The sequence below is a fragment of the Streptomyces sp. NPDC059224 genome (genome assembly GCF_042754285.1).
In the GTDB taxonomy this organism is placed as follows: Bacteria; Actinomycetota; Actinomycetes; order Streptomycetales; family Streptomycetaceae; genus Streptomyces.
In genome coordinates this window covers 1-25,361 of the sequence record NZ_JBHZAN010000013.1, presented here as the reverse complement: position 1 = coordinate 25,361, position 25,361 = coordinate 1, and the positions used below count along the sequence as shown (strand labels likewise).

Annotated in this window: 16 protein-coding genes, 1 tRNA gene and 1 riboswitch; of the genes, 10 read left to right on the top strand and 7 right to left on the bottom strand. The window is 73.1% G+C overall.

What is annotated here, in order from left to right:
* Positions 1–52 precede the first annotated feature (52 nt).
* The 5 genes from ACFXI4_RS15595 (at position 53) to ACFXI4_RS15575 (ending at position 4,494) form a co-directional block, all read left to right on the top strand.
* Positions 53–1,183, top strand: a complete 1,131-nt coding sequence (locus ACFXI4_RS15595) for a dihydrofolate reductase family protein (protein ID WP_384990757.1) — start codon at positions 53–55, stop codon at positions 1,181–1,183.
* A 56-nt stretch (positions 1,184–1,239) separates the two neighbouring features.
* Positions 1,240–1,313, top strand: a tRNA-Met gene (locus tag ACFXI4_RS15590).
* A 341-nt stretch (positions 1,314–1,654) separates the two neighbouring features.
* On the top strand, positions 1,655–1,990 hold the full coding sequence (locus tag ACFXI4_RS15585) for a hypothetical protein (protein ID WP_384990755.1): 336 nt from the start codon (positions 1,655–1,657) through the stop codon (positions 1,988–1,990).
* Positions 1,991–2,164: 174 nt separating this feature from the next.
* A riboswitch (cyclic di-AMP (ydaO/yuaA leader) is annotated at positions 2,165–2,325 on the top strand.
* A gap of 7 nt (positions 2,326–2,332) precedes the next feature.
* Positions 2,333–3,367 (top strand): M23 family metallopeptidase, encoded by a 1,035-nt coding sequence (locus ACFXI4_RS15580; protein WP_384990752.1) that lies wholly within the window; start codon positions 2,333–2,335, stop codon positions 3,365–3,367.
* Between the two features lie 155 nt (positions 3,368–3,522).
* The gene (locus ACFXI4_RS15575; protein WP_384990751.1) at positions 3,523–4,494 is read left to right on the top strand and encodes an aldo/keto reductase; all 972 of its coding nucleotides are present in this window, start codon (positions 3,523–3,525) and stop codon (positions 4,492–4,494) included.
* A gap of 13 nt (positions 4,495–4,507) precedes the next feature.
* Here the strand turns inward: ACFXI4_RS15575 and ACFXI4_RS15570 are convergent, their stop codons facing one another.
* The 4 genes from ACFXI4_RS15570 to ACFXI4_RS15555 all read right to left on the bottom strand — a co-directional run bounded on the left by ACFXI4_RS15570 (position 4,508) and on the right by ACFXI4_RS15555 (position 9,658).
* The gene (locus tag ACFXI4_RS15570) at positions 4,508–5,824 is read right to left on the bottom strand and encodes a PrsW family intramembrane metalloprotease (RefSeq protein WP_384990748.1); all 1,317 of its coding nucleotides are present in this window, start codon (positions 5,822–5,824) and stop codon (positions 4,508–4,510) included.
* Between the two features lie 10 nt (positions 5,825–5,834).
* The gene (gene trmB / locus ACFXI4_RS15565; RefSeq protein WP_384990746.1) at positions 5,835–6,716 is read right to left on the bottom strand and encodes a tRNA (guanosine(46)-N7)-methyltransferase TrmB; all 882 of its coding nucleotides are present in this window, start codon (positions 6,714–6,716) and stop codon (positions 5,835–5,837) included.
* Positions 6,717–6,793: 77 nt separating this feature from the next.
* The gene (lhgO, locus tag ACFXI4_RS15560) at positions 6,794–8,014 is read right to left on the bottom strand and encodes an L-2-hydroxyglutarate oxidase (RefSeq protein ID WP_384990743.1); all 1,221 of its coding nucleotides are present in this window, start codon (positions 8,012–8,014) and stop codon (positions 6,794–6,796) included.
* 219 nt (positions 8,015–8,233) lie between these two features.
* The gene (locus ACFXI4_RS15555) at positions 8,234–9,658 is read right to left on the bottom strand and encodes an MFS transporter (RefSeq protein ID WP_362578463.1); all 1,425 of its coding nucleotides are present in this window, start codon (positions 9,656–9,658) and stop codon (positions 8,234–8,236) included.
* A gap of 725 nt (positions 9,659–10,383) precedes the next feature.
* Here ACFXI4_RS15555 and ACFXI4_RS15550 point away from each other — a divergent pair.
* Both ACFXI4_RS15550 and ACFXI4_RS15545 read left to right on the top strand, forming a co-directional pair.
* The gene (locus tag ACFXI4_RS15550) at positions 10,384–12,462 is read left to right on the top strand and encodes an asparagine synthase-related protein (RefSeq protein ID WP_384990740.1); all 2,079 of its coding nucleotides are present in this window, start codon (positions 10,384–10,386) and stop codon (positions 12,460–12,462) included.
* Between the two features lie 516 nt (positions 12,463–12,978).
* Positions 12,979–16,263, top strand: a complete 3,285-nt coding sequence (locus tag ACFXI4_RS15545) for a BTAD domain-containing putative transcriptional regulator (RefSeq protein WP_384990738.1) — start codon at positions 12,979–12,981, stop codon at positions 16,261–16,263.
* Here ACFXI4_RS15545 and ACFXI4_RS15540 read toward each other — a convergent pair.
* Both ACFXI4_RS15540 and ACFXI4_RS15535 read right to left on the bottom strand, forming a co-directional pair.
* On the bottom strand, positions 16,250–18,163 hold the full coding sequence (locus ACFXI4_RS15540; protein ID WP_384990735.1) for a sigma-70 family RNA polymerase sigma factor: 1,914 nt from the start codon (positions 18,161–18,163) through the stop codon (positions 16,250–16,252). The two genes, ACFXI4_RS15545 and ACFXI4_RS15540, sit on opposite strands and share 14 nt — an antisense overlap.
* A gap of 254 nt (positions 18,164–18,417) precedes the next feature.
* Positions 18,418–19,185 (bottom strand): helix-turn-helix domain-containing protein, encoded by a 768-nt coding sequence (locus ACFXI4_RS15535; protein ID WP_362729416.1) that lies wholly within the window; start codon positions 19,183–19,185, stop codon positions 18,418–18,420.
* A gap of 394 nt (positions 19,186–19,579) precedes the next feature.
* On the opposite strand from ACFXI4_RS15535, the gene ACFXI4_RS15530 reads away from it, so the two are divergent.
* Complete coding sequence (locus ACFXI4_RS15530) at positions 19,580–20,959, top strand: NAD(P)/FAD-dependent oxidoreductase (protein ID WP_384990733.1); 1,380 nt, start codon at positions 19,580–19,582, stop codon at positions 20,957–20,959.
* 182 nt (positions 20,960–21,141) lie between these two features.
* Positions 21,142–22,788 carry a SpoIIE family protein phosphatase gene (locus ACFXI4_RS15525; RefSeq protein WP_362727619.1) on the top strand — a complete coding sequence of 549 codons (1,647 nt, stop codon included), beginning with the start codon at positions 21,142–21,144 and terminating at the stop codon, positions 22,786–22,788.
* A gap of 144 nt (positions 22,789–22,932) precedes the next feature.
* Here the strand turns inward: ACFXI4_RS15525 and ACFXI4_RS15520 are convergent, their stop codons facing one another.
* Positions 22,933–24,204 carry an MFS transporter gene (locus ACFXI4_RS15520; RefSeq protein ID WP_384991103.1) on the bottom strand — a complete coding sequence of 424 codons (1,272 nt, stop codon included), beginning with the start codon at positions 24,202–24,204 and terminating at the stop codon, positions 22,933–22,935.
* Between the two features lie 140 nt (positions 24,205–24,344).
* Between ACFXI4_RS15520 and ACFXI4_RS15515 the strand changes: the two genes are divergently transcribed.
* Positions 24,345–24,893 carry a MarR family transcriptional regulator gene (locus ACFXI4_RS15515; RefSeq protein ID WP_362727621.1) on the top strand — a complete coding sequence of 183 codons (549 nt, stop codon included), beginning with the start codon at positions 24,345–24,347 and terminating at the stop codon, positions 24,891–24,893.
* The last annotated feature ends 468 nt before the right edge of the window (positions 24,894–25,361 follow it).

Here is a 25,361-nt window from a genome sequence, read left to right as displayed (position 1 = left end):
GTTTCAAACTTTAACCAAGCCTGCCCGTCGCCCCCGGGAGTGAGCACGTCCGATGCCGTACCCCTACGTCCTGCTGTCCGCCGCCGTCTCCCTCGACGGCTTTCTCGACGACACCGGCCCCGACCGTCTGCTGCTCTCGTCCCCGGCCGACTTCGACCGCGTCGACGAGGTGCGGGCCTCCGTCGACGCGATCCTGATCGGCGCCGGCACCATCCGTGCGGACAACCCGCGGCTGCTGGTCAACGACCCCGGGCGGCGCGCGGCCCGGGTCGCGGCGGGCAAGCCCGAGTACCCCCTCAAGGTCACGGTCACCGCGAGCGGCGACCTCGACCCGGACGCGCGGTTCTGGCACACCGGCGGCGGGAAGGTCGTGTACACGACGGATGCGGGCGCGGCCCGGATCCGCGGCCTCGGTGTCGCCGCGGACGTCGTCCCCCTCGGCGCCGAGCTCGACTGGCCCGCGCTGCTGACGGACCTGCACGAGGTGCGGGGGGTCGGACGCCTGATGGTCGAGGGCGGCGGCACCGTCCATACCCAGCTCCTCCAGCAGGGCCTGGCCGACGAACTCCAGCTGGTCCTGGCCCCCCTCCTCGTCGGCGACCCGAAGGCACCGCGGTTGTTCGGACCCGGCGGATACCAGCAGGGGCGGCTGCGGCTCCTGGAGAGCCGCCGTATCGGCGATGTGGTCCTGACGCGGTACGAGCCCACCGCCCCCGGCGCGGGCGGATCGGCGGCCCCAGCGGACCGGCACTGGCTGCGGATCGCCTGCGAGCTGGCGGCCGACTGCCCGCCCTCCCGGACCGCGTTCAGCGTCGGCGCGGTGGTGGTCGCGGCTGACGGCACGGAACTGGCCCGCGGCCACTCCCGGGAGGCCGGTGACCCCGTCGTGCACGCGGAGGAGGCGGCCCTGGCCAAGATCTCCCCGGCCGACCCCCGGCTGGCCGCGGCCACCGTCTACACCAGCCTCGAACCCTGCACCCGCCGCGCCTCCCGGCCGCACCCCTGCGCCGAGCTGATCCTCCGCGCCGGGGTGCGGCGGGTGGTGACGGCGTGGCGCGAGCCGGACACCTTCGTCGAGGCCGCGGACGGGACGGGCGTGCTGCGCGAGTCGGGGGTGGCGGTGCTGGTGCTGGGTGAGTACGAGGACCTGGCGAAGGCCCCGAACGGTCACCTGCTGGGCTGACCGCAATTAACCAATGTGACTTCACCTCCTCCGATGGCGTATGCTGATTTCAACGACGCGGGGTGGAGCAGCTCGGTAGCTCGCTGGGCTCATAACCCAGAGGTCGCAGGTTCAAATCCTGTCCCCGCTACTGAAGACCAGGGCCGGAATCCTAGAAACAGGATTCCGGCCCTGAGTCGTATACCGGCCCGTGCTCATTTACGTGTTCCTCCTCACACCCCTCCGTACTCATCCGCCCGGCGTACGGCGATCGCCTCCGCTCGCTCGCAGCCGCAAACCTGGACGGACGCCCGTCGGACACCTGGGACATGGGGAGTCGTACCGTGGGCCCCGCGGACGCGCTGGACGACGGGGCCGCCGACGCCCGGATCCCGGCTCGTCTCCTGCCCGCCCCGCTGATCGCCGCACCCCTCTCGTCCCTGCGCACCACGTTCCTCGCGGGCGTCGCCACGTTTCCTCGCCACCTGCGGCGTGCGCGCCCGCCGCGGCCTCCTGCCGGACACCGGCGCCGCCACCGGGATCGTCACCGTGCTCACCGTCGCCGCCCTCGCCATCGGCATCAACCGGATCGTCCGCCTCGGCGACCGGCGACCGGCGACCGGCGACCGGCGACCGGCAGGAGGCCGCGGCGGGCGCGCGGCCGAGGTGCGCCGGTGCACCGGCGGCGGCCCGCCGGACGGCACGGCGCTGCCTCGCCGTGCGGCGGTCCCTGGGGCGTGGGCACCCGTCCCCGCCGGGGTCGTCACTCTCGGTGCACGTCCGACCGCCCTCCGCGCACCATCTGAGTCACCATCAAAACGCGTGTGACTCCTGAGTCGCGCGGAATGCATGGTCAACTCGACCGTTTTTGATTGGTCATGGCAGGTAAGTCCAGGCTTCGAATGCGTAATGATCAAGGAGAACGGCTTGGAATCTGCCATCCGGGTCTATTAACGTTCGATAACGCAGCGCGGTCGTCCCAGCCGTCACCCGCGACGGCTCCGTGCGCACGCGCCGAATCCCGCAAGGGAACCGGGGAACCACCACCATGGGGTGAATCGCGCAAGTACCACCGGGCACCAATCGGTCGGTATACGCGCGTAGGAGACCTTCCTGCTCCGAACCCGTCAGCTAACCCGGTAGGCAGCGGAAGGAAAGGAGTGCGCCCGCGTGGCGTCCAACCGGCCTGCTCCGACAGCCCCGTTCGTGCCCAGCCAGCGTCAGCCCGACGTCTACGGCTACGACGGACACCGCACCGACGAGGGTCCCTGGGAGGAGTGGAACCCCACCGAGGAGTCCCTCGCCCCGGTTCGTGGCCGGCACCGGGTCGCCAAGCAGCGCGGCGGCGGTCTCGCCCGCAGCTCCACGGTCCTCGGCGTCGGCGTCATCGCTGCCGTCGGCGCGGGCGGCATGGCCAGTGCCAACACGGGCAAGCCGCCGGTCTCCATCTCGCTGCCCGACCTGCCGTCCTCCGTCGACTCCCTGCTCGGCGACGGCGGCGGCCACCAGGCCACCCAGACCGCGCTCAGCAGCGTCACCACGACGACCGCCACCGACGCGGACTCCTCCTCCGACGCCGGTGAGGCGCTGCGCAGCCGGATCATCGCCCAGGCCGAGCAGCAGCAGACCCAGATCGACGTCAAGGCCACCGCCAAGGCCGTGGCCGCCGCCGACAAGGCGGTCTCCGACGCGGAGGCCAAGGCGGAGAAGGCGGCGGCCGCCAAGGCCGCCGACGCCAAGGAGCAGGCGCAGGCCGCCGAGAAGGCGCAGGCCGAGCAGAAGCGGCTCGCCGCGCTGGCCAAGCAGTACACGCTGCCGGTCGTCTCCTACACGATCACCGGCACCTTCGGGCAGGCCGGCTCCATGTGGGCCTCCGGCTACCACACCGGTCTCGACTTCGCCGCCCCCACCGGCACCCTGATCAAGGCCGTGCACAGTGGCACCGTCACGGAGGCCGGCTGGGCCGGCTCGTACGGCTACCGCACGATCCTCACCCTCGACGACGGCACCGAGCTGTGGTTCTGCCACCAGTCCTCGATCGGCGTCAAGGTCGGCCAGAAGGTCGCCACCGGAGACGTCATCGGCCGGGTGGGCGCCACCGGCAACGTCACCGGCCCGCACCTCCACCTGGAGGTCCACCCCGGCGGTCAGGCCACCGGCATCGACCCGATGACGTGGCTGCGCGGCAAGGGCCTCACCCCCTGACGGAGCCCACTGAACCCCGGCGGCCCTGATGACGACCCCCCGACGTCAGGGCCGCCGGTCCGGTGCGTCCGGGAGTCGGAGGGGGCCTTCCGCTTTTACGAGAACTTCGCGTTGCGGCGCCATGGGTCCGCGGGCAGCCGGTGTTGAACTGAGGCATGACCCCTTCTTCCGTTTCTCCCGCTCCCCGCTCCCTCCGCAAGCTCGGCGCATCCGACCTCGAGGTCTTCCCGCTCTGCCTCGGCGGCAACGTCTTCGGCTGGACCGCCGACGAGGCAGCCTCCTTCGCCGTCCTGGACGCGTACACGGCCGCGGGCGGCAACTTCGTGGACACCGCCGACTCGTACTCGGCCTGGATCGAGGGCCACCACGGCGGTGAGTCCGAGACCGTCATCGGCAAGTGGGTCAAGGCGCGCGGCAACCGCGCCGACGTCGTCATCGCGACGAAGGTCAGTCAGCACCCCGAGTACCCCGGCCTGTCGGGCGCCAACATCAAGGCCGCCGCCGACGCCTCCCTGCGCCGCCTCGGCACCGACTACATCGACCTGTACTACACGCACTTCGACAAGCCCGAGATCCCCGTAGAGGAGATCGTCGGCGCCCTGGACGAACTGGTGCGGGCGGGCAAGGTCCGGCACATCGCCGCGTCCAACATCACCGCCGAGCGGCTCCAGGAGTCCCTGGACCTCTCCGACCGCGAGGGCCTCGCCCGGTACGTCGCCCTCCAGCCCCACTACAACCTGGTCTCCCGCGACACCTACGAGGGCCCCCTCCAGGAACTGGCCTCCCGCACCGGCCTGGCCGCGGTCCCCTACTTCTCCCTGGCCGCGGGCTTCCTGACCGGCAAGTACCGTCCCGGTACGACGGTCGACAGCGCCCGCGCCGGCCGCGCCGCCCCGTACCTGGAGACCGAGCGGGGCCGGCAGGTCCTGACCGCCCTCGACGAGATCGCCGAGGCCCACTCCGCCCCGGTCCCCACGGTCGCCCTGGCCTGGCTCGCGGCCCAGCCCACCGTCACGGCCCCGATCGCCTCGGCCCGCACGGTGGAACAGCTCCCGGCGCTGCTCGGAGTGGCGGACCTGGAGCTGACGGAGCAGGAACTGACGCGGCTCACGGCGGCCTCCGCCTGACGCGCCGACTCCGTTACGGGTCGGAGACCGGGTACGGCACCGTCGTGCCGTACCAGCCCGGTGCCGTACAGGCCGGAAGCGCGTATCCCGGCCAGCCGTTCGGGGCGGCCGTGCGGGCCGCGTAGTCCAGGGCGGGGCGGACCAGCTCGCGTCGGCTCCACAGCTCCGACAGCAGCTCCCGCTCCCGCACCACGAAGTCGGCGCCCGCCCGCCCCTGCCGTCCCCGGCGGCGCAGCAGGGCCAGCGTCGTCGCGTACGCCTCGTACGCGGCGACCGCCCGCCCCGCCGGCTTGCCGAAGTGGTACGCGGCGTACTCCCGGGCCATCTGCCGCGCCCGCATCGAGCCGAGCACGAACGGCTCGGACACGCCCAGCCACCCGGCGTAGACGTACGCGGGCAGCTCCTCCCGCACGGTCCGCAGCTCCCGCTGCCGGGTCCAGATCGCCAGCCACGTCAGCAGCCCGAACGCCGGCACCATGAACATGCCGTACACGGCGAAGAACCCGTACCGCCCGAACGTCGGCGACCCGTTCCAGAACGCGTGCATGCTCATCGCGAGCAGCAGACCGGCCACCGGCACGAGCACCCGCCGCACGCGCTGCCGTTCCCCGGAGGACGCGGCGATGCCGAACCCGATGCCGGTGAGGACGGTGAACAGGGGGTGCGCGAAGGGGGACATGACGATGCGCACGAAGAACGTCGCGGCGGTGACGGAGGCGATGCCGGTGTCGCCGGTCAGCCGGTCGGTCCCGAAGGCCGTACCGAGATACAGGATGTTCTCGGTGAAGGCGAACCCGGTGGCGGTGATCCCGGCTATCACCACGCCGTCGACGATCCCGGTGAAGTCGCGTCTGCGGAACAGGAAGACCATCAGCACGGCCGCGGCCTTCGCGGACTCCTCGACGACCGGCGCTATCACGGTCGCCCCGAGCGTGTCCGCGCTGCTCGGATCCGCTGTCGCGGTCGCTATCCAGCGCGTCGCGAAGCTGTTGGCGACGATCGCTATCAGCGCGGCCGCGCAGGCCCCCCAGGCGAACGCGAACAGCAGGTTCCGCCAGGGCCCGGGCTGAACCCGGTCGAGCCAGCGGAACGCGCCTGTCAGCAGCGGCACGGGCAGCACCGCGAGGCCGAGCCCGACCAGGAATCCCTCCGTGCCCGTCTGTTCCCGCACCAGCGCGAGGATCACCAGGCCGGACAGGGCCAGCAGGGTGCTCAACGCCCCGTATCGCACCCAGCGCCGCTGCCACCAGCGCGGATGCCGCAGCCCGCCCCCCGCGGAGTCCGGGGGGTACGACGGATACGGCGGGTACAGCGGCGGGGAGGTGGCCACGGCATCGACCCTAACGAGGTGACTCCGGTCGGTGCGGTTCGCCCTGCTGCACCGGATGCTGTACGCGACGGAAGAGCAGATCGTTCACCACATGTCCCTTGTCCAGCCCCTGCCCCTCGAAACGGGTCAGCGGCCGGTAGCCGGGACGTGCCGCGAAACCGCCCTCGGGCTGGGTGTTCTCGAACGCCGGGTGCGCGCCCAGCACTTCGAGCATCTGCTCGGCATACGGCTCCCAGTCCGTCGCGCAGTGCACGACCGCCCCCGGTTTGAGCCGGGTCGCCGCGAGATCGAGGAACTCGGCCTGGATCAGCCGCCGCTTGTGGTGCCGCTTCTTGGGCCAGGGGTCCGGGAAGTACACCCGAAGTCCGTCCAGCGAGTCGGGCGGGAGCATCTCGCGCAGCAGGATGATCGCGTCCCCGTTGCCGACCCGGATGTGGGACAGCCCGTTCTGTTCGGCGAGGTTGAGCAGGTTCCCCTGCCCCGGTGTGTGCACGTCGACGGCGAGGATGTTGGTGCCCGGGTCCCCGGCGGCCATCTGCGCGGTCGCCTCACCCATCCCGAAGCCGATCTCCAGGACCACGGGATTGCCGTTGCCGAACAGCTCACCGAGATCGATGACGTGCTGCCCGTCGATGTCCAGCCCCCACGTGGGCCACAGCCGCTGCAGGGCGTCGGCCTGCCCGGCGGTGACCCGGCTCCGCCGTGGCTGGAAGCTGCGGATCCGCCGCTCGAAGTGCGACCCGGCCGGATCGGCGCTGGGCCCGTCCGGGAACCGGGGTTCCCCCTTGGCCCGGGTGTGCCGCACGGACACGTCGGGAGCGTGCGGGGAGCCCGCGCCGAGGACGGTCTCGTCGGGCCGGGAGGTCTCTGGGATATCGAGCGAGTCAGACACAGTGGAGTCGATTTTACGGCCCGTACGGGACGGGGTGGCCGGCCCGCGCCCGGTCGTCCCCGGCGTCACACCCGGTGTCATACCGAGCCCAGCATCTGCAGTGCCCGGCGCGCCACCTCCCGCCCGATCGGCAGCGAGGCCGTCGCCGCGGGCGAGGGCGCGTTCAGCACGTGGACCGTCCGGGCGCCCTCCCTGATCAGGAAGTCGTCGACCAGCGAGCCGTCCCGCAGCACGGCCTGCGCCCGCACCCCGGCCGCCGCCAGCACCAGGTCCGCCTCCGTCACGGCCGGCAGCAGCCGCCGTACGGCCGCCGTGAACGCCCGCTTGGAGACCGACCGCCGCAGCTCCCCGCCGCCGTACCGCCAGTGCCGCCGGGCCAGCTCCCACGACCCCGGCCAGGCCAGCGTCCCGGCGACCTCCCGGGGCCGTACGACGCCCCACCCGTACCCCTCCCGGGCGAGGGCCGGCACCGCGTTGGGCCCGATGTGCACACCTCCGTCGATGCCACGGGTCAGGTGCACCCCGAGGAACGGGAACGCCGGGTCCGGCACCGGGTACACCAGCCCCCGCACCAGCTCCCGCCGGGCCAGCTCGTAGTACTCCCCACGGAACGGCACGATCCGCATCCCCGGATCGTCCCCGGTCAGCCGGGCGATCTCGTCGCAGTACAGCCCGGCGCAGTTCACCAGCACGCGTCCGCGTACGACGTCCCCGCGCGCGGTGAGCACGGCCACGCCGCGCTCCGGCCGCCGGTCGACGCGCTCGACCCGGGCCCCGTAGCGGATCTCCGCCCCCGAGGCCTCGCCGAACTGCCGGGCGACCCCGACGAAGTCGCACACGCCGGTGGTCCCGACGTGTATGGCGGCCAGCCCCCGCACCTCGGGCTCGTACTCCGCGATCTGGGTCATCCCCAGCTCCCGCACCGGTGTTCCGTTCTCCCGGCCGCGCTGCACGAGCGCGTGCAGCCGGGGCAGCTCGGCCCGGTCGGTGGCGACGATCAGCTTGCCGGTGACGGCGTGTGCGATGCCGTACTCCGCGCAGAACTTGACCATCTCGGCGGCACCCTTGACGGCGTACCGCGCCTTCAGCGAGCCGGGCCGGTAGTAGATCCCGCTGTGGATGACCCCGCTGTTGCGGCCCGTCTGATGCCTCGCCGGGCCGGCCTCCTTCTCCAGGACGGTGACGCGGGTGCCCGGCGCGGCACGGCTGATCGCGTACGCCGTGGACAGCCCGACGATCCCACCCCCGACGACGAGCACATCACAGTCATGAGCAGTCCCGGCAGACACCTGCACCACCTCCCACGCTCGATAGTGCACTGCGCCACTGACAGCCGCTTCAAACGCGGGGGAGCGCGGCTTGCTGCTCGGGCCGCGGGGCGCCTTCGACCCACGGCCGCCGGCACGCGCCCCGAAGGGGCGCCGGGGGCACCCCGGGCCGAAGGCCGGGGGGAACCGCCCAGCTCCCCGCACACCCGCACGACGTCAGCCCGGCAGACGCTCAGCGGTCCCGGTCCCTCACGCGGGCGCCATCAGCAACGGCCTGGCCCGCTCCCGCAGCTCCACCACCCTCGGCTCGTCCCCGTAGGGTTCCAGCCGGTGCAGCAGATCCTTCACGTACTCGGTCGTCCGGGCCGACGAGATCCGCCCGGCCACCTCCACCGCCCGCACCCCCTGCTCGCACGCCGCGTCGAGGTTTCCGGACTCCAGTTCGGCGACGGCCGAGACGACCAGCCGCAGCCCGTGCGAGCGGACGAACTCCTCCGTCGGCTTCGACAGCGCCTGCTCGGTGAAGCGCCGTACCTGCCGCGGCGCCTTCAGGTCGCGGTAGCACTCGGCGGCGTCGGCGGCGAACCGGTCGTATCCGTAGAAACCGAGCCAGGAGGGGTCGTTGTCGCCCTCGCGTGCGCGTTCCAGCCACCCCTCGGCTGCCTTCAGCGCGGCCCCGGCGGCCTGCGCGTCGCCGGCACGCGCGTGTGCCCGTGCCTCGACCAGCCGGAAGAAGCTCATGGTCCGGGCGGTGGCCAGGCCCCGGTTGCGTTCTACGGCCGCCTGCGCGAGGTCGACGCCCTCGTCGCCGAACCCGCGGTACGTCGCCTGCAACGACATCGATGCCAGGACATACCCGCCGAGCGGCACGTCGGCGGCCGCGCGGGCGAGCCGCAGTGCCTGGATGTAGTACCGCTGCGCGGCCTCCTGCTGTCCCGTGTCGAAGGCCATCCACCCGGCGAGCCGCGTCAGCTCGGCGCTCGCCCCGAACAGCGCCCGCCCGACCCCGTCGGAGTACGCGCCGAGCAGCAGTGGTGCCGCCTCCACTCGTAAGCACTCCGGCACCATCGACGAACGCCAGTCGCCGCCGCCGTACTTGGAGTCCCAGCGTCTGGCGTCCTCGGCCGCCTCCCGCAGCTTCTGCACATCACTGTGGCCGACTTTGAGCGGTGCGCCGGAGGCCTCGGCGGTGTTCGCCTCGCGCGCGACCGAACTGTCGGCGGGGGTTATCAGCCAGCGCGAGGCGGGCGTCGCGTACGCGCTTACTGCGAACGATCCGGCCAGCGACTGCCAGATGCCGCCGGAACCGGCGCGGCGGCCGGCGAGGTCGAGCCGGTACAGCTCGGTGGCCGAGCGCACCGCCTGTCCCACGTCCCTGGGGAAGGCGAGGCCCACTTCGGGGGCGGGATCCGCGTCCGCCAGGCCGATCTCGTGGAGCGGCACCGGGCGGCCGAGCTTCTGGCCGATCGCGGCCGCGATGAGATGCGGCGCGGCGCCCTGCGGCACCATGCCCTTCGACACCCAGCGCGCCACCGACGTCTTGTCGTAGCGAAGAGTCAACCCGCGCTGAGCGCCAAGATCGTTGACGCGTCGCGCGAGTCCTGCGTTGCTGATTCCCGCGAGGGCGAGAACGGTGCCGAGCTTTTCGTTCGGCCCGCGTTGCTCCCTGGACATGCGCCACCCCTCGACACAGACGGCTGCCGCGGTGGCATAACCACGCGGCATTCGTAAACCCAGCGTAGTTCGCCGCATCCCAAGCGTTAAGGGGCATTGTTCCGGATGGCGGGATTGTGGTCCGTACGCGAGTGCGGTCCGTATACGCACCGTGCACACCATGTCGCGTCGTGCCCCCGCCGTGTGGCCGTGCGCCCGTGCGTGCGCTCTTCTCCGGCCACCGGGGGAGCGATTCCATGATTGGTGCGTGGGTCGGCCCGCTGTACTGGATCCAGTGGGCTGGGGGACACCGCCACCTCAATCCCCGCGGGTGGCGGACCGGTCCGGGAGGCGATGCCCGCCTCCCGGACTGTGCGCGTTCGAGTACGGCGGCGTGCGGTGCGCAAAGCATGTACGGAGCGTGCGCACCGCCGCGTCGACCTCGCCGAATTGGCCGAAAATCGACTCCGCCTTTTGCGGGCGATCAACGCTCCCACCATGGGAATTGAGGGCGCTAAGGGCGTCCTGGGGGAGCGTACAGGGGGCGCATTCGCGTCGCAGTTGCCGTGCGCCCTACGGCGGTTCGCTACTTGCGCGGCACGCGCGCGTGCCCGCTCCTGCGACAACTCCGGGAAATCTTCCGCGGATCAAAGGCGGCCCCACCGTCCCTCCGGAGCGCGTCCTTCATGGCAGCATGGGGATCCGTTCGTACCGTGCATGGTTGTCCACAGCCTGTGGAGGCGTCGATGCGGTGGTTGGTGGGATGGAGCAGCACCGCCTCCGGTGCCGCCACGCTCGGCTCCGCCGGCGCCCTGGGACACGACGGCGAGACCGTCCACCCCGTCGGCTCCCAGCTGCTGTGGGGTGACCCGGATCCGCTCTGGGCGGTCGGCGACTGGCGCCCCGACGAGGTGCGCGTCATCCGGGCCGACGCCCAGAACCGCATCGCCGTCCTCGGCACCTGCGGCGCCACCGACGAGGAACTCCGGCTCGGCCTCTTCACGGCGCGTGGGGGCGCACTCCGGCATCTGACCGCCTGGCCGGGCAGCTACACCGCCGTCGTCCAGGTCGGCCGCCGGATCACCGTCTGCGGCGATCTCGCGGGCGCCCGCCCGGTCTTCCACACCCCCTGGGCAGGCGGTACGGCCTACGCCACGGCCGCCCTGCCGCTCGCCGACCTGATCGAGGCCAACCTCGACTACGGTCACCTCGCCGCGCTCCTGGCCGCCCCCGACGTCCCCGCCGCGGTGCACGACTCGACTCCGTACGAGGGCGTACGGCGCATTCCGCCGGGGCATGCGCTGATCCTGCGCACCGGGGCGCGCGAGGTCGCCGGGTACGAGCAGGTCGCCTCGCTCGCGGTCGCGGCCCCCGCCGCCGACCCCGACCGTGCGGTGGACGCCGTACGGGACGCGCTCGTAGAAGCCGTACGCGCGCGGCTGTCGGCCCCCCGGCACGTCCCGGACATCGACCCCGGTCCGGTGCCCGGCATGGGCCCCGCCGAGCGGCGCGCGGCGCGCGGGATGCCGGTGCCGGGCATCGGCGCCGACCTGTCCGGCGGCCCCGCCTCCGGCACCCTCGCCCTGCTGGCCGCGGGGCTGCCCGGCATGCCCGGCACGGTCCTGGGCCACGGCACGGGCGCCGGCGAGCGTCTCCTGGCGGTCACCTTCAACGACCTCGCCGTCGGCGGCCGCGAGGCGGAACTCGAGCGCGCCGGAAGCCTGGCGGCCAACCCCCGGCTGCATCACGTGGTGGTGACCGGCGGCGAGGACATGCTCCCGTACGCCGACCTGGAGGGCCCCCTGACCGACGAACCGGGCCCGTCCCTCGTGCACGCCGCCAGACACCGTGCCCGCCTCGCAGCCGGCAGCGCCGACCACTTCACCGGCTACGGCGCCCGCCAGGTGCTGGACGCGCACCCCGCGCGCCTCGCCGATCTGCTGATGGACCGCAAGCGCCGGCACCTCGTGCGCCCGGTCGCCGCGCTCGCCAAGGCAGACGGCTCGGTGATGGTCTCCGCGCGCGTGTACGGCGCGGCACGCCGGCTGGCGCGAACGCCGTACCGCGCGGGCGTCGAGTCCCTGGCCGAGCGCCTGATGCGTCGGCGCTTCGACGAACCGGGAGGCGCGGTGGGCGCCTCTCTCGCGGCGCTCAGCTGGGCGAGACCCGGCCCGGCGGCCCGCTGGCTGACGGGTGAGGCGCTGGCTGAAGTATCGGTTCTGCTCCAGGGAGCCGCGAACCGCTCCGGTGTCGGGCCCGGGCAGCGCCCCGGAGACTATCGCGCGCGTGCCGTCCTGGCCCGCCACGCGGCCGACATCCGCGTCCTGGAGCAGGCCGCGGAGATCCGCTCCCAGCGGCTGCACGCCCCCTTCCTCGACAACCAGGTGGTCCGCGCCTGCCGCGAACTCCCCGAGGCGCTGCGGGTGCGGCCGGGGGCCCGCGCCACCATCCTCCGCACGGTCCTGGAGGGCGCAGGCGTCGCCGACCTCCCGCCGGGCTGGGGCGCCCCCTCCCACGCCTCGTCGGCGGGCCGCCCCCCCCCCCGGGGGCGGGGGGGGGGCCACGCTCGGGTCGACCGCGGAGCCCCGCCCGGGCGGGGGCCGGGGGGACTGGTGGAGGCCCGGGTGGTCCGCAAGGCGGTCCGCGCGGCGGCGGCGGGCGAACCCCTGCCGCTGGACGGCCTGGCCGACCTCGTCTCCCTGGAGCTGTGGCTGCGCCGCCTGCTGTCCCGCCGGGGCACGTGCTGGACGGGAACACCGGCACGCGCGCGTGCGGTCCCTGCGGGGATCCGCCCGATGAGAGGCGCGCTGGCGTCAGGGGCGTGACCATGACCCTCCGGGGCCGCCGCCCCCCGGACTCCCGCAGCGGGACACGTCCCCCGTGTACACGGCTGAGGCCCGGTGGGGGGTTTGTCGCGCAGTTCCTCCCACAGTCTTCGGCCGGGGGGATCCCGGCGTCCCTGAGGGGGTTGGCGGGGCGGCCGCGGGTGCGTGGCTGTGTCGCCCTGGGCTGGGAAGCTGCCGGGGTGGCCCCGGACGCCGGTTTCGGGGCGCGTCCCTCGTGTGTGCGGCCGAGGCCCGGTGGGGTTTTGTCGCGCAGTTCCTCGCCCGGCCCTTCGGCCGGCGGTACCGCCGGCGCCCCTGACGGGGCGCTGTTGTGGCGTCTGCTGCGTGGCTGCGGGCAGTCGTGCCGCTGGGGCGGCACGGGTGGGCGGGGCGGCACCGTGCGAGCGGCGGTGAGCGACATCCCGTCCCCGGCCCGTGGCGCGGCACCCCGGACGGCGAAACTCGCCGGGTGGAAACCCCCGTGCCCGATCCACCTGGCCCGGCGACAATGACCCGGTGCGGTACCGAATTCTGGGTGTGACCCAAGCGACCGATGACCAGGGCACCCCCATACCCGTCGGCGGCCCGCGTCTGCGCGCGCTGCTCACCGTCCTGGCTCTCCACCCCCACCGCACCCGCACCCCCGAGAGCCTGATCCAGGAAGTCTGGGCGGCCGACGACGACCCGCCGCAGGACGCCCCGGCCGCCCTCCAGGCCCTGGTCGGCCGGCTCCGCCGTGTCCTCGGCAAGGACAGCATCACCTCCGCCCCCGGCGGCTACCGCCTGGAGGCGACGGAGGACGACGTCGACCTGCACGTCTTCGAGCGCCGGGTACGCGAGGGCGTGACCGCCGCCGACCCGGCGACATCCCACCGTCTCCTCACCGAGGCCCTCGCCCTGTGGCGCGGCCCGGCCCTCGCCGACCTCCCCGACCGTGCGACGGCCGCCGCCCGCCCCGAGGCGCTGCGGCTGGAGGCCACCCGGACCCGAGCCGACGCCGCCCTCCGCCTCGGCCGCGCCTCCGACGCCGTACCGGAGCTGACCGCGCTGACCGCGGCGCATCCGTACGACGAGGCGCTGCACGCGCTGCTCATCCGCGCCCTGCGCGACACCGGCCGCCCGGCGGACGCCCTCGCCGCGTACGAGACCGCCCGCCGCATCCTCGCCGACGGTCTCGGCACCGACCCCGGCCAGGAACTCCGGTCCCTGTACGCGTCGTTGCTGAGACAAGAGCAGATCCCGCCGGGCGGCCCCGCACCCCGCACCGGCAACCTGCGTCCACGGCTTACCTCCTTCGTGGGCCGGGAACCCGAACTCGACGCGGTTCGTTCCGATTTGCACAGGGCCCGCCTCGTCACCCTCACCGGACCGGGCGGCTCCGGGAAGACCCGTCTCGCCGAGGAGGCCGCCGCCGGGCTCCCCCAGGCATGGCTCGTCGAGCTCGCCCCGCTCGACCGGCCGGAGGCGGTGCCGGGAGCGGTGGTCAGCGCGCTCGGTCTGCGCGAGACCGTGCTCCTGACCAACGAGCTGGCGACCCCGCAGGCCGACCCCACGGCCCTGCTCGTCGAGTACTGCGCGCGGCGCAGCCAACTCCTGATCCTCGACAACTGCGAACATGTCGTCGAAGCGGCGGCGGCCCTCGCGGAAACCCTGCTCACCCACTGCCCGGGGCTCACGATCCTCGCCACCAGCCGTGAACCCCTCGGCGTCCCCGGTGAGTCGGTGCGCCCGGTCGAGCCCCTCGCCCCCGAACAGGCGCACCGCCTGTTCGAGGAGCGCGCCGCCGCCGTCCGCCCCGACGCCCACGGGGCGCCGGGCGACCGGACCGCGGTCGACGAGATCTGCCGCCGTCTGGACGGACTGCCGCTCGCCATCGAGCTCGCGGCGGCCCGGCTGCGGCTGCTGACGCCCCGGCAGATCGCCGACCGGCTCGACGACCGCTTCCGCCTGCTCACCTCGGGCAGCCGCACGCTCCTGCCCCGCCAGCAGACCCTGCGCGCGGTCGTCGACTGGTCCTGGGACCTGCTCGACGAAGGGGAACGCACGGTCCTGCGCGAGGTGTCCGTCTTCGCCGGCGGCTGGGACCTCACGGCGGCCGAGGCGGTGTGCACCGGCCCCGTCGCCGACCTCGTCGGCACGCTCGTCGACAAGTCCCTGATCGTCGCCACCCCGGAGGGTCCGGACGGCACCGGCGGTATGCGCTACCGCATGCTGGAGACCATCCACGAGTACGCCGACGAGCGCGCCGCCGAGGTCCCGGGGCTGCGCGCGGCGGCCGAGCGGCGGCACGGCGCCTGGGCGCGGGCACTGGTGGAGGAGGCGGCGCCGGAACTGCGGTCCGCCGAGCAGCTTCCGTGGATCCGCCGCCTGGAGACCGACCTCGACAACATCCGCGCCGCGCTCGACCGCGCGGTGCGCGCCGGCGACGAGGCGCTGGCCGGCCGGATCGTCCTCGCCGTCAGCTGGTTCTGGTGGCTGCGCAACTACCGCCTGGAGGCCATGACCTGGATCGGTGCGGTACTGCGCCTGGGCGTCGCGCGGGACGCCCTGCCGGACGGTGCCGGACCGGAGGAACTGCGCGCGCTGGCCGACGCGGCGGACCCGGTGGGCGCGCTGCTGGCCGCCCCGGGCGCCGACACCGGGCACCCGCTGTACGAGCTGCGCATGGACCTGCGGCTGTTCGACCTGCTCCTGGCGTCCGAGTCCCCCTCGCCCGGTGGCCTGGTGGCGGACGAGCGGGCCCCGAAGTACATCGCGCTGGTCCGGGCCGCCTTCGAGGCGGGCGGTCCGCGGGCCGCCCGGCTGCCCGGCCTCATCTGGCCGCTGACCGCCTGGTTCCTGGGCAGCTCGGCGGACATCGGCCCGGACATGACCGCCGTCGTCGCCAACTGCCGGATGTACGGCGGCGACTGGGAGATCGGCGTCACCCTGATGTACCGCGCTCATGTCCTGGTCGACTCGCCCGGCAACCTGCGGGGCGTCGACGAGGACCTGGCGGAGCTGCGGATCCTCAGCCGGCGGGTCGGGGACCGCTGGATGGGGGCACAGGTGTGCAGCGCGGCCGGCGAGGCGGCCATGGCACGCGGCCGGTACCGGGAGGCGGAGACCGAGTACGAGGAGGCGTTGCGGCTGGCTCACGAGGTCGGCGCGCACGCCGAGACGCCGTTCCTGATCGCGCGGCTCGCCGAGATCGCCTACCGCTCCGGCGACCGGGCGACCGCCCGGGCCACCCTGGACCGGGCGAGCGAGGCCGCCGAGCGGTACGGGGTGGCGGAGTCACAGGCGTTCGTGGCGCTGCTGCGGGCGCACATGGCCCAGCACGAAGGGGACCTGGCCCAGGCCCGCGCGTTCTGGGAGGCCGCCCGCGCGGCGACGCTGGGCGGCACCCCGCCTCCGCAGTTCATGGCGGGGTTCCGCGCGGTCGAGGCCCTGATCACGGCGATGGAGCACGGCCCACGGCAGGGGCTGCGGATCGTGGCCGGGGGACTGCGCGAGGCGATGGAGGCCCGGTGCGCCGAGGTGATCACGGCGGCACTGGCGGACGTCGGCGCCGACCTGCTGGCCCGGCTCGGCGATCTGGCGGGCGCGGTACGGCTGTTCGCCGCCACCGACCACTGGCGGGCCGGCACCGGCCGTTCCGAGCCTGAGCACACCCGCGCCGAGCGGATCGACGCGGCCGCCCGCGCGGCGCTGACCCCCAGCCGCTACGCGGCCGAGCGCGCCCGCGGCGCGTCCCTCACCGAGGAGGACGTCCTGCGCGCCCTGGGCGGGACGCCCACGGGGACGGCTACCGGCAGGTGAACCTCGAATCGGCCCAGTCGGCGAGCGCCAGCGCGTCGAAGCCGGTGCCCGGTTCGGCCACCAGCCGCACGGCCCGGTGCCCGGTGAGGTTCACATGCACGGGGACCGCCGCCTGGCCGCCCTCGACCGTCCCGGACCGCCACAGCCGCTCCCCGTCCGCGTAGACGGAGAAGACGACCCTGCCGAGGCCGAGCGTCAGGTCGTCCACCCCGGCCATCGCGTCGTACGCGGTGCACTCCCGGTTGAGGTCGATGGTGACGGAGGAACGGCCGTGCACGGTGACGCCGTTCGCGTACCGCTCGCCGGCGACCGTCACCCCGTAGCGCTGCCACACCCAGCTGCTCTCGCCGAGCCGCATCTCGGGGCGGGTGCCGTCGCCGGTGACGTCGAAGCGCAGCTCGTTCCACTGGTAGACGACCGGGGCGGGGGGCGGAGTGGGCGGCGGAGTGGGGGCCGGGGTGGGGGCCGGCCGCGGGGTCGGGCTCGGCGTCGGAGTGGGGGCGGGCTTCGGCGCTGGGCTCGGGGTGGGGGACGGAGTCGGGGTCGGGCTCGGGGTGTGCCTCGGGGCCGGTTCGGGGGCGAGGACGACAGGCTCGGGGTGCGGTGCCTGCCGAGGCGGGGTGGGGGCCGGGGTCGGGGTCGGTGCGCCGGGTGCGACGACCGGCGCGGAGGGGGCCGGACGGGCCACCTCCTTGGCCGGGTGGCCGTCGTTCACCAGGGCGAGGGCCAGCGCGGCGGCGGCCACCGTGACCACCCCGGCCGCGATACCGGCCTTCACCGGTGCCCCCAGCCCCTCCGAGGCCGCGGCGCCGCCGCCGCCGGCCCCGCCGGACGAACCGCCCGCCGCTGCGGCCGCGCCCGCGGCCCCCGCTCCGGCCCCGCCGGCGATGATCCCGAGTGCCTTGGCGTACCCGGCGACCCCGAACCAGCCGATGACCGCGACCGGTACGACGGCCGGGATGCCGGCGGCGACCTCCTCGATCTGGGTGGCGGCCAGCCGGCACTTGGCGCACTCCTCCAGATGCTTGCGCAGCCCCCGCTCCGCGCGGATGCGCAACTTGCGGCGGGCGTAGCCGCCGAGCTGGTCGGCGTAGCGGGCGCACTCCTCGTCGTCGATCAGGGAGGCGCTCACATGGGCCTGGAGATAGGCCTGCTTCAGCCCCTCACGGGCCCGGCTGGCCAGGACGCGGGTGCCGTTGGCGTCCAGCCCGAACAGGGTGGCCACCTCGCTCGGCGACTCGTCCTCGACCTCGGTGTGCCACAGCACGGCCTGCCAGCGCTCGGGCAGTGAACGGAAGGCCCGCATCGCCATCGACTGCTCGGCCTCGTGCATCGCGCGCACATCGGCGCCGAGGTCCGTCCCCGCTCCGAAGGGGCCGCCGGACGCGGTGTCGTCGCCCTCGGAGCCGCGTGCCGACTGCGCCGCGAACAGCGCGAAGTCGTCGACCAGTTGCTCCCGCCGGGCCGACTTGGTCCACTGCGCGGCGACCCGCCGTACGGACGTGAGCAGATAGGCGCGCACGGCGTACTCGGGCCCGGACCCGCCGCGCACGGCCTGCAGCATCCGGGCGAACACCTCGGCGGTCAGGTCGTCGGCGGTGTGCCCGTCCCGGCAGCAGGTCCGCGCATAGCGCCGTACCGCCTTCGCGTGCCGCCGGTACAGCTCCTCGTACGCCGCGTCGTCGCCGCTCCGCATCCGCTCGATCAACTCGGCGTCGGCGGGCGGCAGTTCCCGGAGAGGGGGCAGCACGCTCCCGCTCCGCTGCGCCGGAACGTGCCCTTCCGGCGGTTCGCCGGCGGGCGGTACGGCGGCCCGCCCGCCCTGACCGGGCACCTGTGGCGAGGCCAGTTCCTCACCCGCGGACTCATCGGCGTACTCGTCCCGCCCGTCAACGCTCATCGCGCAACGCCCCCGATGCCCCTGCCCGACCCCGACCGAATCACCGGCTCAGACTGCCACACTGGCTTTTGTTCAGGCCCCTGCGCGACGGACCTGCCACTCGTCCGAGCGCACCGGTCAGCGCCGTGCACCGGCGCTCACCCGCAGGGGGAGGCGTCAACGGCCGCGAGCCCGCGCCCTGGCAAGGGGCGCGGGCTCGACGGCACATGCTGCTGCGCCGCCCGGTCGAGCGACAGGGCACGGCCAGGAAACCGTCAGGGGCGGGACCGCAGTCCCTCCAGCAGGATGTCCAGCAGCCGCGACGAAGCGGCCGCCTGCTGCGCCGGGTCCGGCAGCGAGGGCGCCGCCGTGGCGATCACCAGCAGCACGTCCGACACCGAGACGTCGGGCCGCAACTCACCCGCCGCGCGGGCCCGCTCCACCAGCCGCCCGACGACTTCGAGCAGCGCGGCCGCTCCCGCGTCCTCGTCGGCCACCGGCTCCCGCTCCTCCGGCACCAGCCGCAACTCGCCGACGCCCGGCTGAGTCCGCTGCTGCGGCACCCGGACCTCCTCGGCCCCGGCCCCGGAGGCGCCGACCTCGTCCGGCACCCCGACGCGCAGCACCTGCGGTGGCAGCAACCGCCCCGCCCCCGATGCCACCGACGTCCGCAGGAAGCGCGAGAGCGCCGACCACGGTTCGTCCTCCTGCCCGAGCGCGGCGCGCGCCTGGTCGGTCAGCCGGGAGGTCTCCTCCTCGGCTATCCGCCGGACCAGCACGTCCTTGCTGGGGAAGCGCCGGTACACCGTGCCGACCCCGACCCGCGCCCGCCGTGCCACGTCCTCCATCGGCGCGCCGTAGCCCAGCTCGCCGAAGACCTCCCGTGCCGCACGCAGCACGTGTTCCAGATTGCGCTGTGCGTCCACCCGCAGCGGGGTCGTGCGCGGCCCGTCGCCGCGTCCGTTGCCCGTCGCCGCGCTCACCGTTCCGCCGCCCGTCGCGAGCGCGGAAGCCGATGCCCAATGCGTGTCCTGAATATGCATCTGTGTTCCCCCGGTTAATGACGTCTCCCCCCGGAGACGCTCCCCGCACTGTGAAGGCCGGAGCGAGTGGAACTGTCGCCGATCCATCGGCCGGCGGCCGGGCGGACCCGCCTGTCGCGGACCGTTCGGCCACATCCCCTACACCCCGTCGACACACGAACATAGTTGAGAGGCTGTCAATTCAGAAGGGGCACGTTCCGCACGGAGCGCCCCCCGATCGGAGTACGGGTCGCATACCTCCCGATTCGCTGCCTTCGCACCCCCTCGCCCGCCGCCGCTGACCTGGCCCCTTTCGTCCGGTCCCGACCGCGCGCCGGAAGCGCCCCGCGGCAGACCGCCGGTCACACAAATTGCCGGGGCTGTGGACAAACAACAGTCACGGGTGCGTCATGGGATGGTGAAGGAACGTGCGCGCATTCTCGTTGTCGGCGGTGGCTACGTCGGGATGTACACGGCCCTGCGGCTCCAGCGGAAGCTGAAGGCGGAGCTCAGGCGGGACGAGGTCGACATCACTGTCGTCAGCCCCGACCCCTACATGACGTACCAGCCGTTCCTTCCCGAAGCGGCCGCGGGTTCGATTTCCCCTCGTCATGTAGTCGTACCCCTGCGCAGCGTTCTGGGCCGGTGCCATGTCGTCATCGGCGAGGTGACGTCCATCGAGCACGCCAAGCGCACCGCCGAAGTCACCACCCTCGCCGCCGCCGAGGAGCGAAAAGGCGCCACTTTCCTCACATACGACGAACTGGTCCTCGCCCCCGGCTCGGTCGCGCGCACGCTGCCCGTCCCCGGTCTCGCCGAACACGGCATCGGCTTCAAGACCGTCGAGGAGGCCATCGGCCTGCGCAACCACGTCATCGAGCAGCTGGACATCGCCTCCTCCACCCGTGACCCCGCGATCCGCGACGCGGCCCTCACCTTCGTCTTCGTCGGCGGCGGCTACGCGGGCGTGGAGGCCCTCGGTGAACTGGAGGACATGGCCCGCTACGCCACCCGGTACTACCACAACGTCCAGCCCGAGGACCTGAGATGGATCCTCGTGGAGGCCACCGACCGGATCCTCCCCGAGGTCGGTCACGAGCTGGGCCGCTACACCGTCACCGAGCTGCGCCGCCGCAACATCCAGGTGCTGCTGGGCACCCGCCTGGAATCCTGCGCCGACCGTATCGCCGTGCTCAGCGACGGCCAGCGCTTCCCGACCCGCACGCTCGTGTGGACGGCCGGCGCCGAACCGCACCCCGTGCTCGCCGCCACCGACCTGCCGCTCACCGCGCGCGGGCGGCTGAAATGCACCGCCGAGCTGACGATCGACGGCGTCGACCACGCGTGGGCCGCGGGCGACGCCGCCGCCGTTCCCGACGTCACCGCCGCCGAACCCGGCACCGAGACCGCCCCCAACGCTCAGCACGCGGTCCGCCAGGCCAGGGTCCTCGGCGACAACATCGCGCACGCCCTGCGCGGCGAACCCCTCGACACCTACGCCCACGCCTACGTCGGCTCCGTCGCCTCCCTCGGACTGCACAAGGGCGTCGCCCAGGTCTACGAGCGCAAGCTGAAGGGCTACCCTGCCTGGTTCATGCACCGCGTCTATCACCTGAGCAGGGTGCCCACCTTCAACCGCAAGGCCCGTGTGCTCGCCGAATGGATCCTCTCCGGACTCTTCAAACGGGAGATCGTCTCGCTCGGATCACTCGAACACCCCCGAGCGGAGTTCGAACTCGCGGCCGGTGGAAAGCCTCCTCACAGTCCCTCCGACGACTCGAACGGGTCGTCCTGACGGAACCGAGGAACTCCACGGCCCGCCCCGGCGTCTGACGGATGTCGCCGCCGACGGCCACCCTGCCAGACTGCCCCCCCGACCGAGCACAAGGCTTCTCCCCAGAACTGCACCGGGGGATCTCCCCCGGACCCCGGCCGCTCACGCAGCAGGCCGGAGACGACGACACGAGGCAAGGATTCGTGAACTTCACGCGCTGGAGCGCCCGGCTCCCCGGAACGCAGCGCCGCGCCGCAGCGCGGACCGAGCACGCGGTCCCCCCGGACCGACGGGGGGATGGCTCCGTACCCGCAGCCCGCGTCGAACAACTGACCGACGATCCGCCCTGTGTGCCCGCCGTCGACGAACTGCCCGCCCGTGACGTACTGGACCGCGTCCCGGCCCTGGTCGCCCTCGTCCATGGCCCCGACCACCGCATCGCCTACGTCAACGACGCCTACACGACGGCGTTCGGTGTACGCGTCCCTGGCGCCCCCGCCCGCGAGGCCCTGCCCGAACTCGCCGAGCTCGGTCTCCTCCCGCTCCTCGACCAGGTTCTGCGCAGCGGCAGGCCACGCACCCTGAAGTCACGCAAGGCACTCGACGGCCGCACCTACACATTCACCTGCACCCCGGTCGCCGAGAACAGCGACCACGACGGCGGCGTCCTGCTCTTCGCCACCGACGTCACCGACCACGCGGAGGCGGCCGAGCGGCTGCGCGCCAGCGAGCGCCGCCAGCGCGAGACGGCCGTGACGCTCCAGCGCAGCCTTCTCCCGCAGGAACTCGAACAGCCGGACGACCTGCGCATCGCCGCGACCTACCAGCCCGGCGGCACCGAGGCCGCGGTCGGCGGCGACTGGTACGACGTCATCACCCTCGGTGGCGGCCGCACCGCCCTCGTCATCGGCGACGTGATGGGCCGGGGCGTGCGGGCGGCGGCCGTCATGGGCCAGCTCCGTACGGCGGTCCGCGCCTACGCCCGTCTGGACCTCCCCCCGCACGAGGTACTCCAGCTCCTCGACGGCCTCGCCACCGAGATCGACGCCAACCAGATCGCCACCTGCGCCTACGCCATCCACGACCCGAACGAGGGCCGGCTGGTCTACGCGTCGGCCGGCCATCTGCCGATCCTGGTCCGCGACGAGACCGGCAGCGTGCTCCGCACCGACGAGCCGACCGGCCCGCCGCTGGGCACGGGCGGCTGGATCCACACGTCGGGTTCGGTACCGCTGGGCCCCGGCTCCACGGCCGTCCTCTACACGGACGGCCTGGTGGAACGCCGTGACGAGGACCTGGACGAGGGCATCGCCGCGCTCGAACGCGCGCTGGCAGGAGCCACCGGAAGCCCGCAGGTCATCTGCGACCGCCTGGTCCGCTCGGCCGGCGTCACGGCCGACCACGACGACGATGTCGCCGTCCTGGTCCTCCAGCACCCGGCCCGTACCGGACCCGACGGCGAACTGTTCCGCAACGCGGCCCTGGAACTCCTCGGCGGCGTCGAGGCGGCGCCACGCGCGCGTGCGTTCGCCTCCGGTGTGCTCACCAGCTGGCGCTTCCCGGTCGAACTCCACGACCTGGGCGTCCTCGCCACGAGCGAGCTGGTCGCCAACTCCCTCCAGCACGGCACCCCGCCCATGCGGCTGCGGCTCCGGCGCACCGACCGCCGCCTGATCATCGAGGTGACCGACGGCGACGACCACCTGCCGCGCCGCAGACGCGCGGAACCGGGTGACGAGTCGGGCCGGGGCATCGCGATCGTGGCGACGATCGCCTCGGGGTGGGGGTCGAGAAGAACCCCCGGGGGCGGCAAGGCGGTGTGGTGCGAGTTCGTCCTGCCGAAGGGGTGAGAGGGCCGAGCTTCGTCCGCGGGTGAGTGGGCGCTGGCCGCGCATCCCCAGCCTCCGGCCTGGGGATGCCCCCAGCGCCCCTGCGGGGTGCTCCACTCACGCCGGCCCCCTGCCAGGGCCGGCAGGCGACCCCCGGTCCAGCCCCTAAGCGGACACGGACTCCGCCGCAGCACCACCCCGTGCCACGACCACGCTCTTCGAGGCGAGCCACGGCTGGTCCTGGGCGGGGGTCAGCCGCCGCCCGAGCCGTATCGCCAGCACGCTGATCCCCAGCGAGAACAGCAGGAACGTCACGACGTACGGGGCGGGCAGTGACGCCGCCAGGGGGCCGCCCACCGCCGGGCCCACCGCCAGCGCGAGCTGCTTCACCAGGGCGAACGCCGAGTTGTACTGTCCTGCCTGGCCGGCCGGAGCCAGGTCCGCCACCAGCGGGGCCACCGTCGGCGACAGCATCGCCTCGCCCAGCCCGAACAGCGCGTAGGTCGACACGAACGCGGCCGTCGCCATCTCCTGGCTGCCGTGTCCCAGTCCGGCGTAGCCCGCCGTGACCCAGGCGACGGCCCAGATCAGACCGACCCCCGCGATCACCCGGGACCGCCGCCGGCGCTCCACGAACCTGAGCACGGCGAACTGGGCGACGACGATCGTCAGTGTGTTCGCCGCCAGGGCGGTCCCCAGCGCGGACGTCGAGATCCCCGCCGCCTCCACGCCGTACGCGCTCAGCCCGGACTCGAACTGCCCGTAGCAGGCGAAGAACAGCACGAAACCCAGTACGCACAGCTGCACCATCGCCCGGTTCCCGAGCAACTGCTGCCGGCCGCTCCTGGCGGACGAGGCCGGAGCGTGCGCGATCCGCGGGGCGCGCGGCATCCGTACCGTCGCCATCACCACGGCCAGCAGCAGGAACATCGCGGCCTCGATCGCGAACAGGAGCGTGAACGAGGAGACGCGGGTCGTGTCGACCAGGTGGCCGCCGATGAGGCCACCGACACCAAGCCCCAGGTTCTGCAGGAAGAACTGCATCGCGAACGCCCGTGACCTGGTCTCCGCCGACGAGCAGTCCACGATCATCGTCGCCAGCGCAGGCTGCATCACGGCCTGTCCGGCCCCGAGCAGCGCGGCCGCGGCCAGCACCGTCGCCGCCTGTCCCACCAGACCGAGGCTCAGCGCACCTATCGCGGCCATGACCAAGGCGGTGAGAAGGACCGGCAGGGGGCCTCGCCGCACGATCGCCCGGCCGGCGAACGGCAGCACGATCAGCGCGGCCACGGCGAAGACAGCGAGCACGAGACCCGCCGTCATGGCTCCCAGCCCCCGCACCTGCGCCACGTAGACGTACAGGTAGGGGACGGTGAAGCCGAGCCCGAACGCGCTGAGTGCGTTGCCCACGTGGATCCGGCGCATCGCTGCGCCCATCGCCCTGGTCACGTTCACCTCTCTCAGGTCGTGAAGTCCCCGGACTGCTGAGGCCTGAAGACTTAGAAGCTAAAGTTCGAAGCTAAAGACTACATCATGAAGGACTTCAACGCCAAGCTAGTTCGTGCGATACTGCGGGCATGGCCGAGACCACCGGCGCCGGCGAGCCGACACTCGACGAGCAGATCGCCGCCTACCAGCGCGAGTTCCAGGACCTCGACCCCCAGGTCGAGAAGGTCGTCTCGGCGCTGTCCCGGCTCAACCGCCGGATGAACGTCGCCTACGGCCGTCAGACGGCGGCCCTCGGCATCAGCAACGCCGAGTGGGAGGTCCTCAAGGCCCTCGTCCTCTCCGGCGCCCCCTACCGTCTGGGCCCCAGCGAGCTGGCCAAGCGGCTCGGTCTCACCCCGGCCGCGATGACCCACCGCATCGACCGGATGGTCGCCGAGGGTCTGGTCACCCGGGAGCGGGACGAGTCCAACCGTGTCCGGGTGATCGTCGAGCTGACCCCCGAGGGACGTGAGAAGTGGCTGGAGGCCATGCGCCTCGCCTCCGTCTTCGAGGAGGAGCTGCTCCAGGACCTCACCTCCGCCGAGCGCGGTGTGCTCGGGGAGGTCCTCACCAGGCTGCTGCGCCGCGTCGAGCATGCCCAGCCCGACGCAGGCGGCCGGCTCACCGACCTGGACTGACGCAGGTCACGGGGTCGGAAAAAAATCTTGACAGGGGGTACTTGACGCCGCCCTGCCCGATCCGTAAAGTTCTTCGGGTTGCCGCCGAGCCGTAACGGTTCTTCGACAGCACATCCGCCGCATAAAGCGGCACTCACACCATCAGTACGATCTCCCGGTCGGGTTGATTTCGACGTGCCCGAATTCAATTCGATTTCGGGTCTCCGTGCTGTCCGGTCGAGCCGCTAAGGCCCGATTGGGCATCGGGGAGCGGATCCGCTAAGGTTTGAGACGTCGGAACGGCCCAACAGCCGCGAAGACAACACCCGCTGACCGGGAATCAGACGCCGAAAGGATCTGATAGAGTCGGAAACGCCGGAAAGGGAATCGCGAGAGCGGGAACCTGGAAAGCACCGAGGAAATCGGATCGGAAAACGGTCTGATAGAGTCGGAAACGCAAGACCGAAGGGAAGCCCGGAGGAAAGCCCG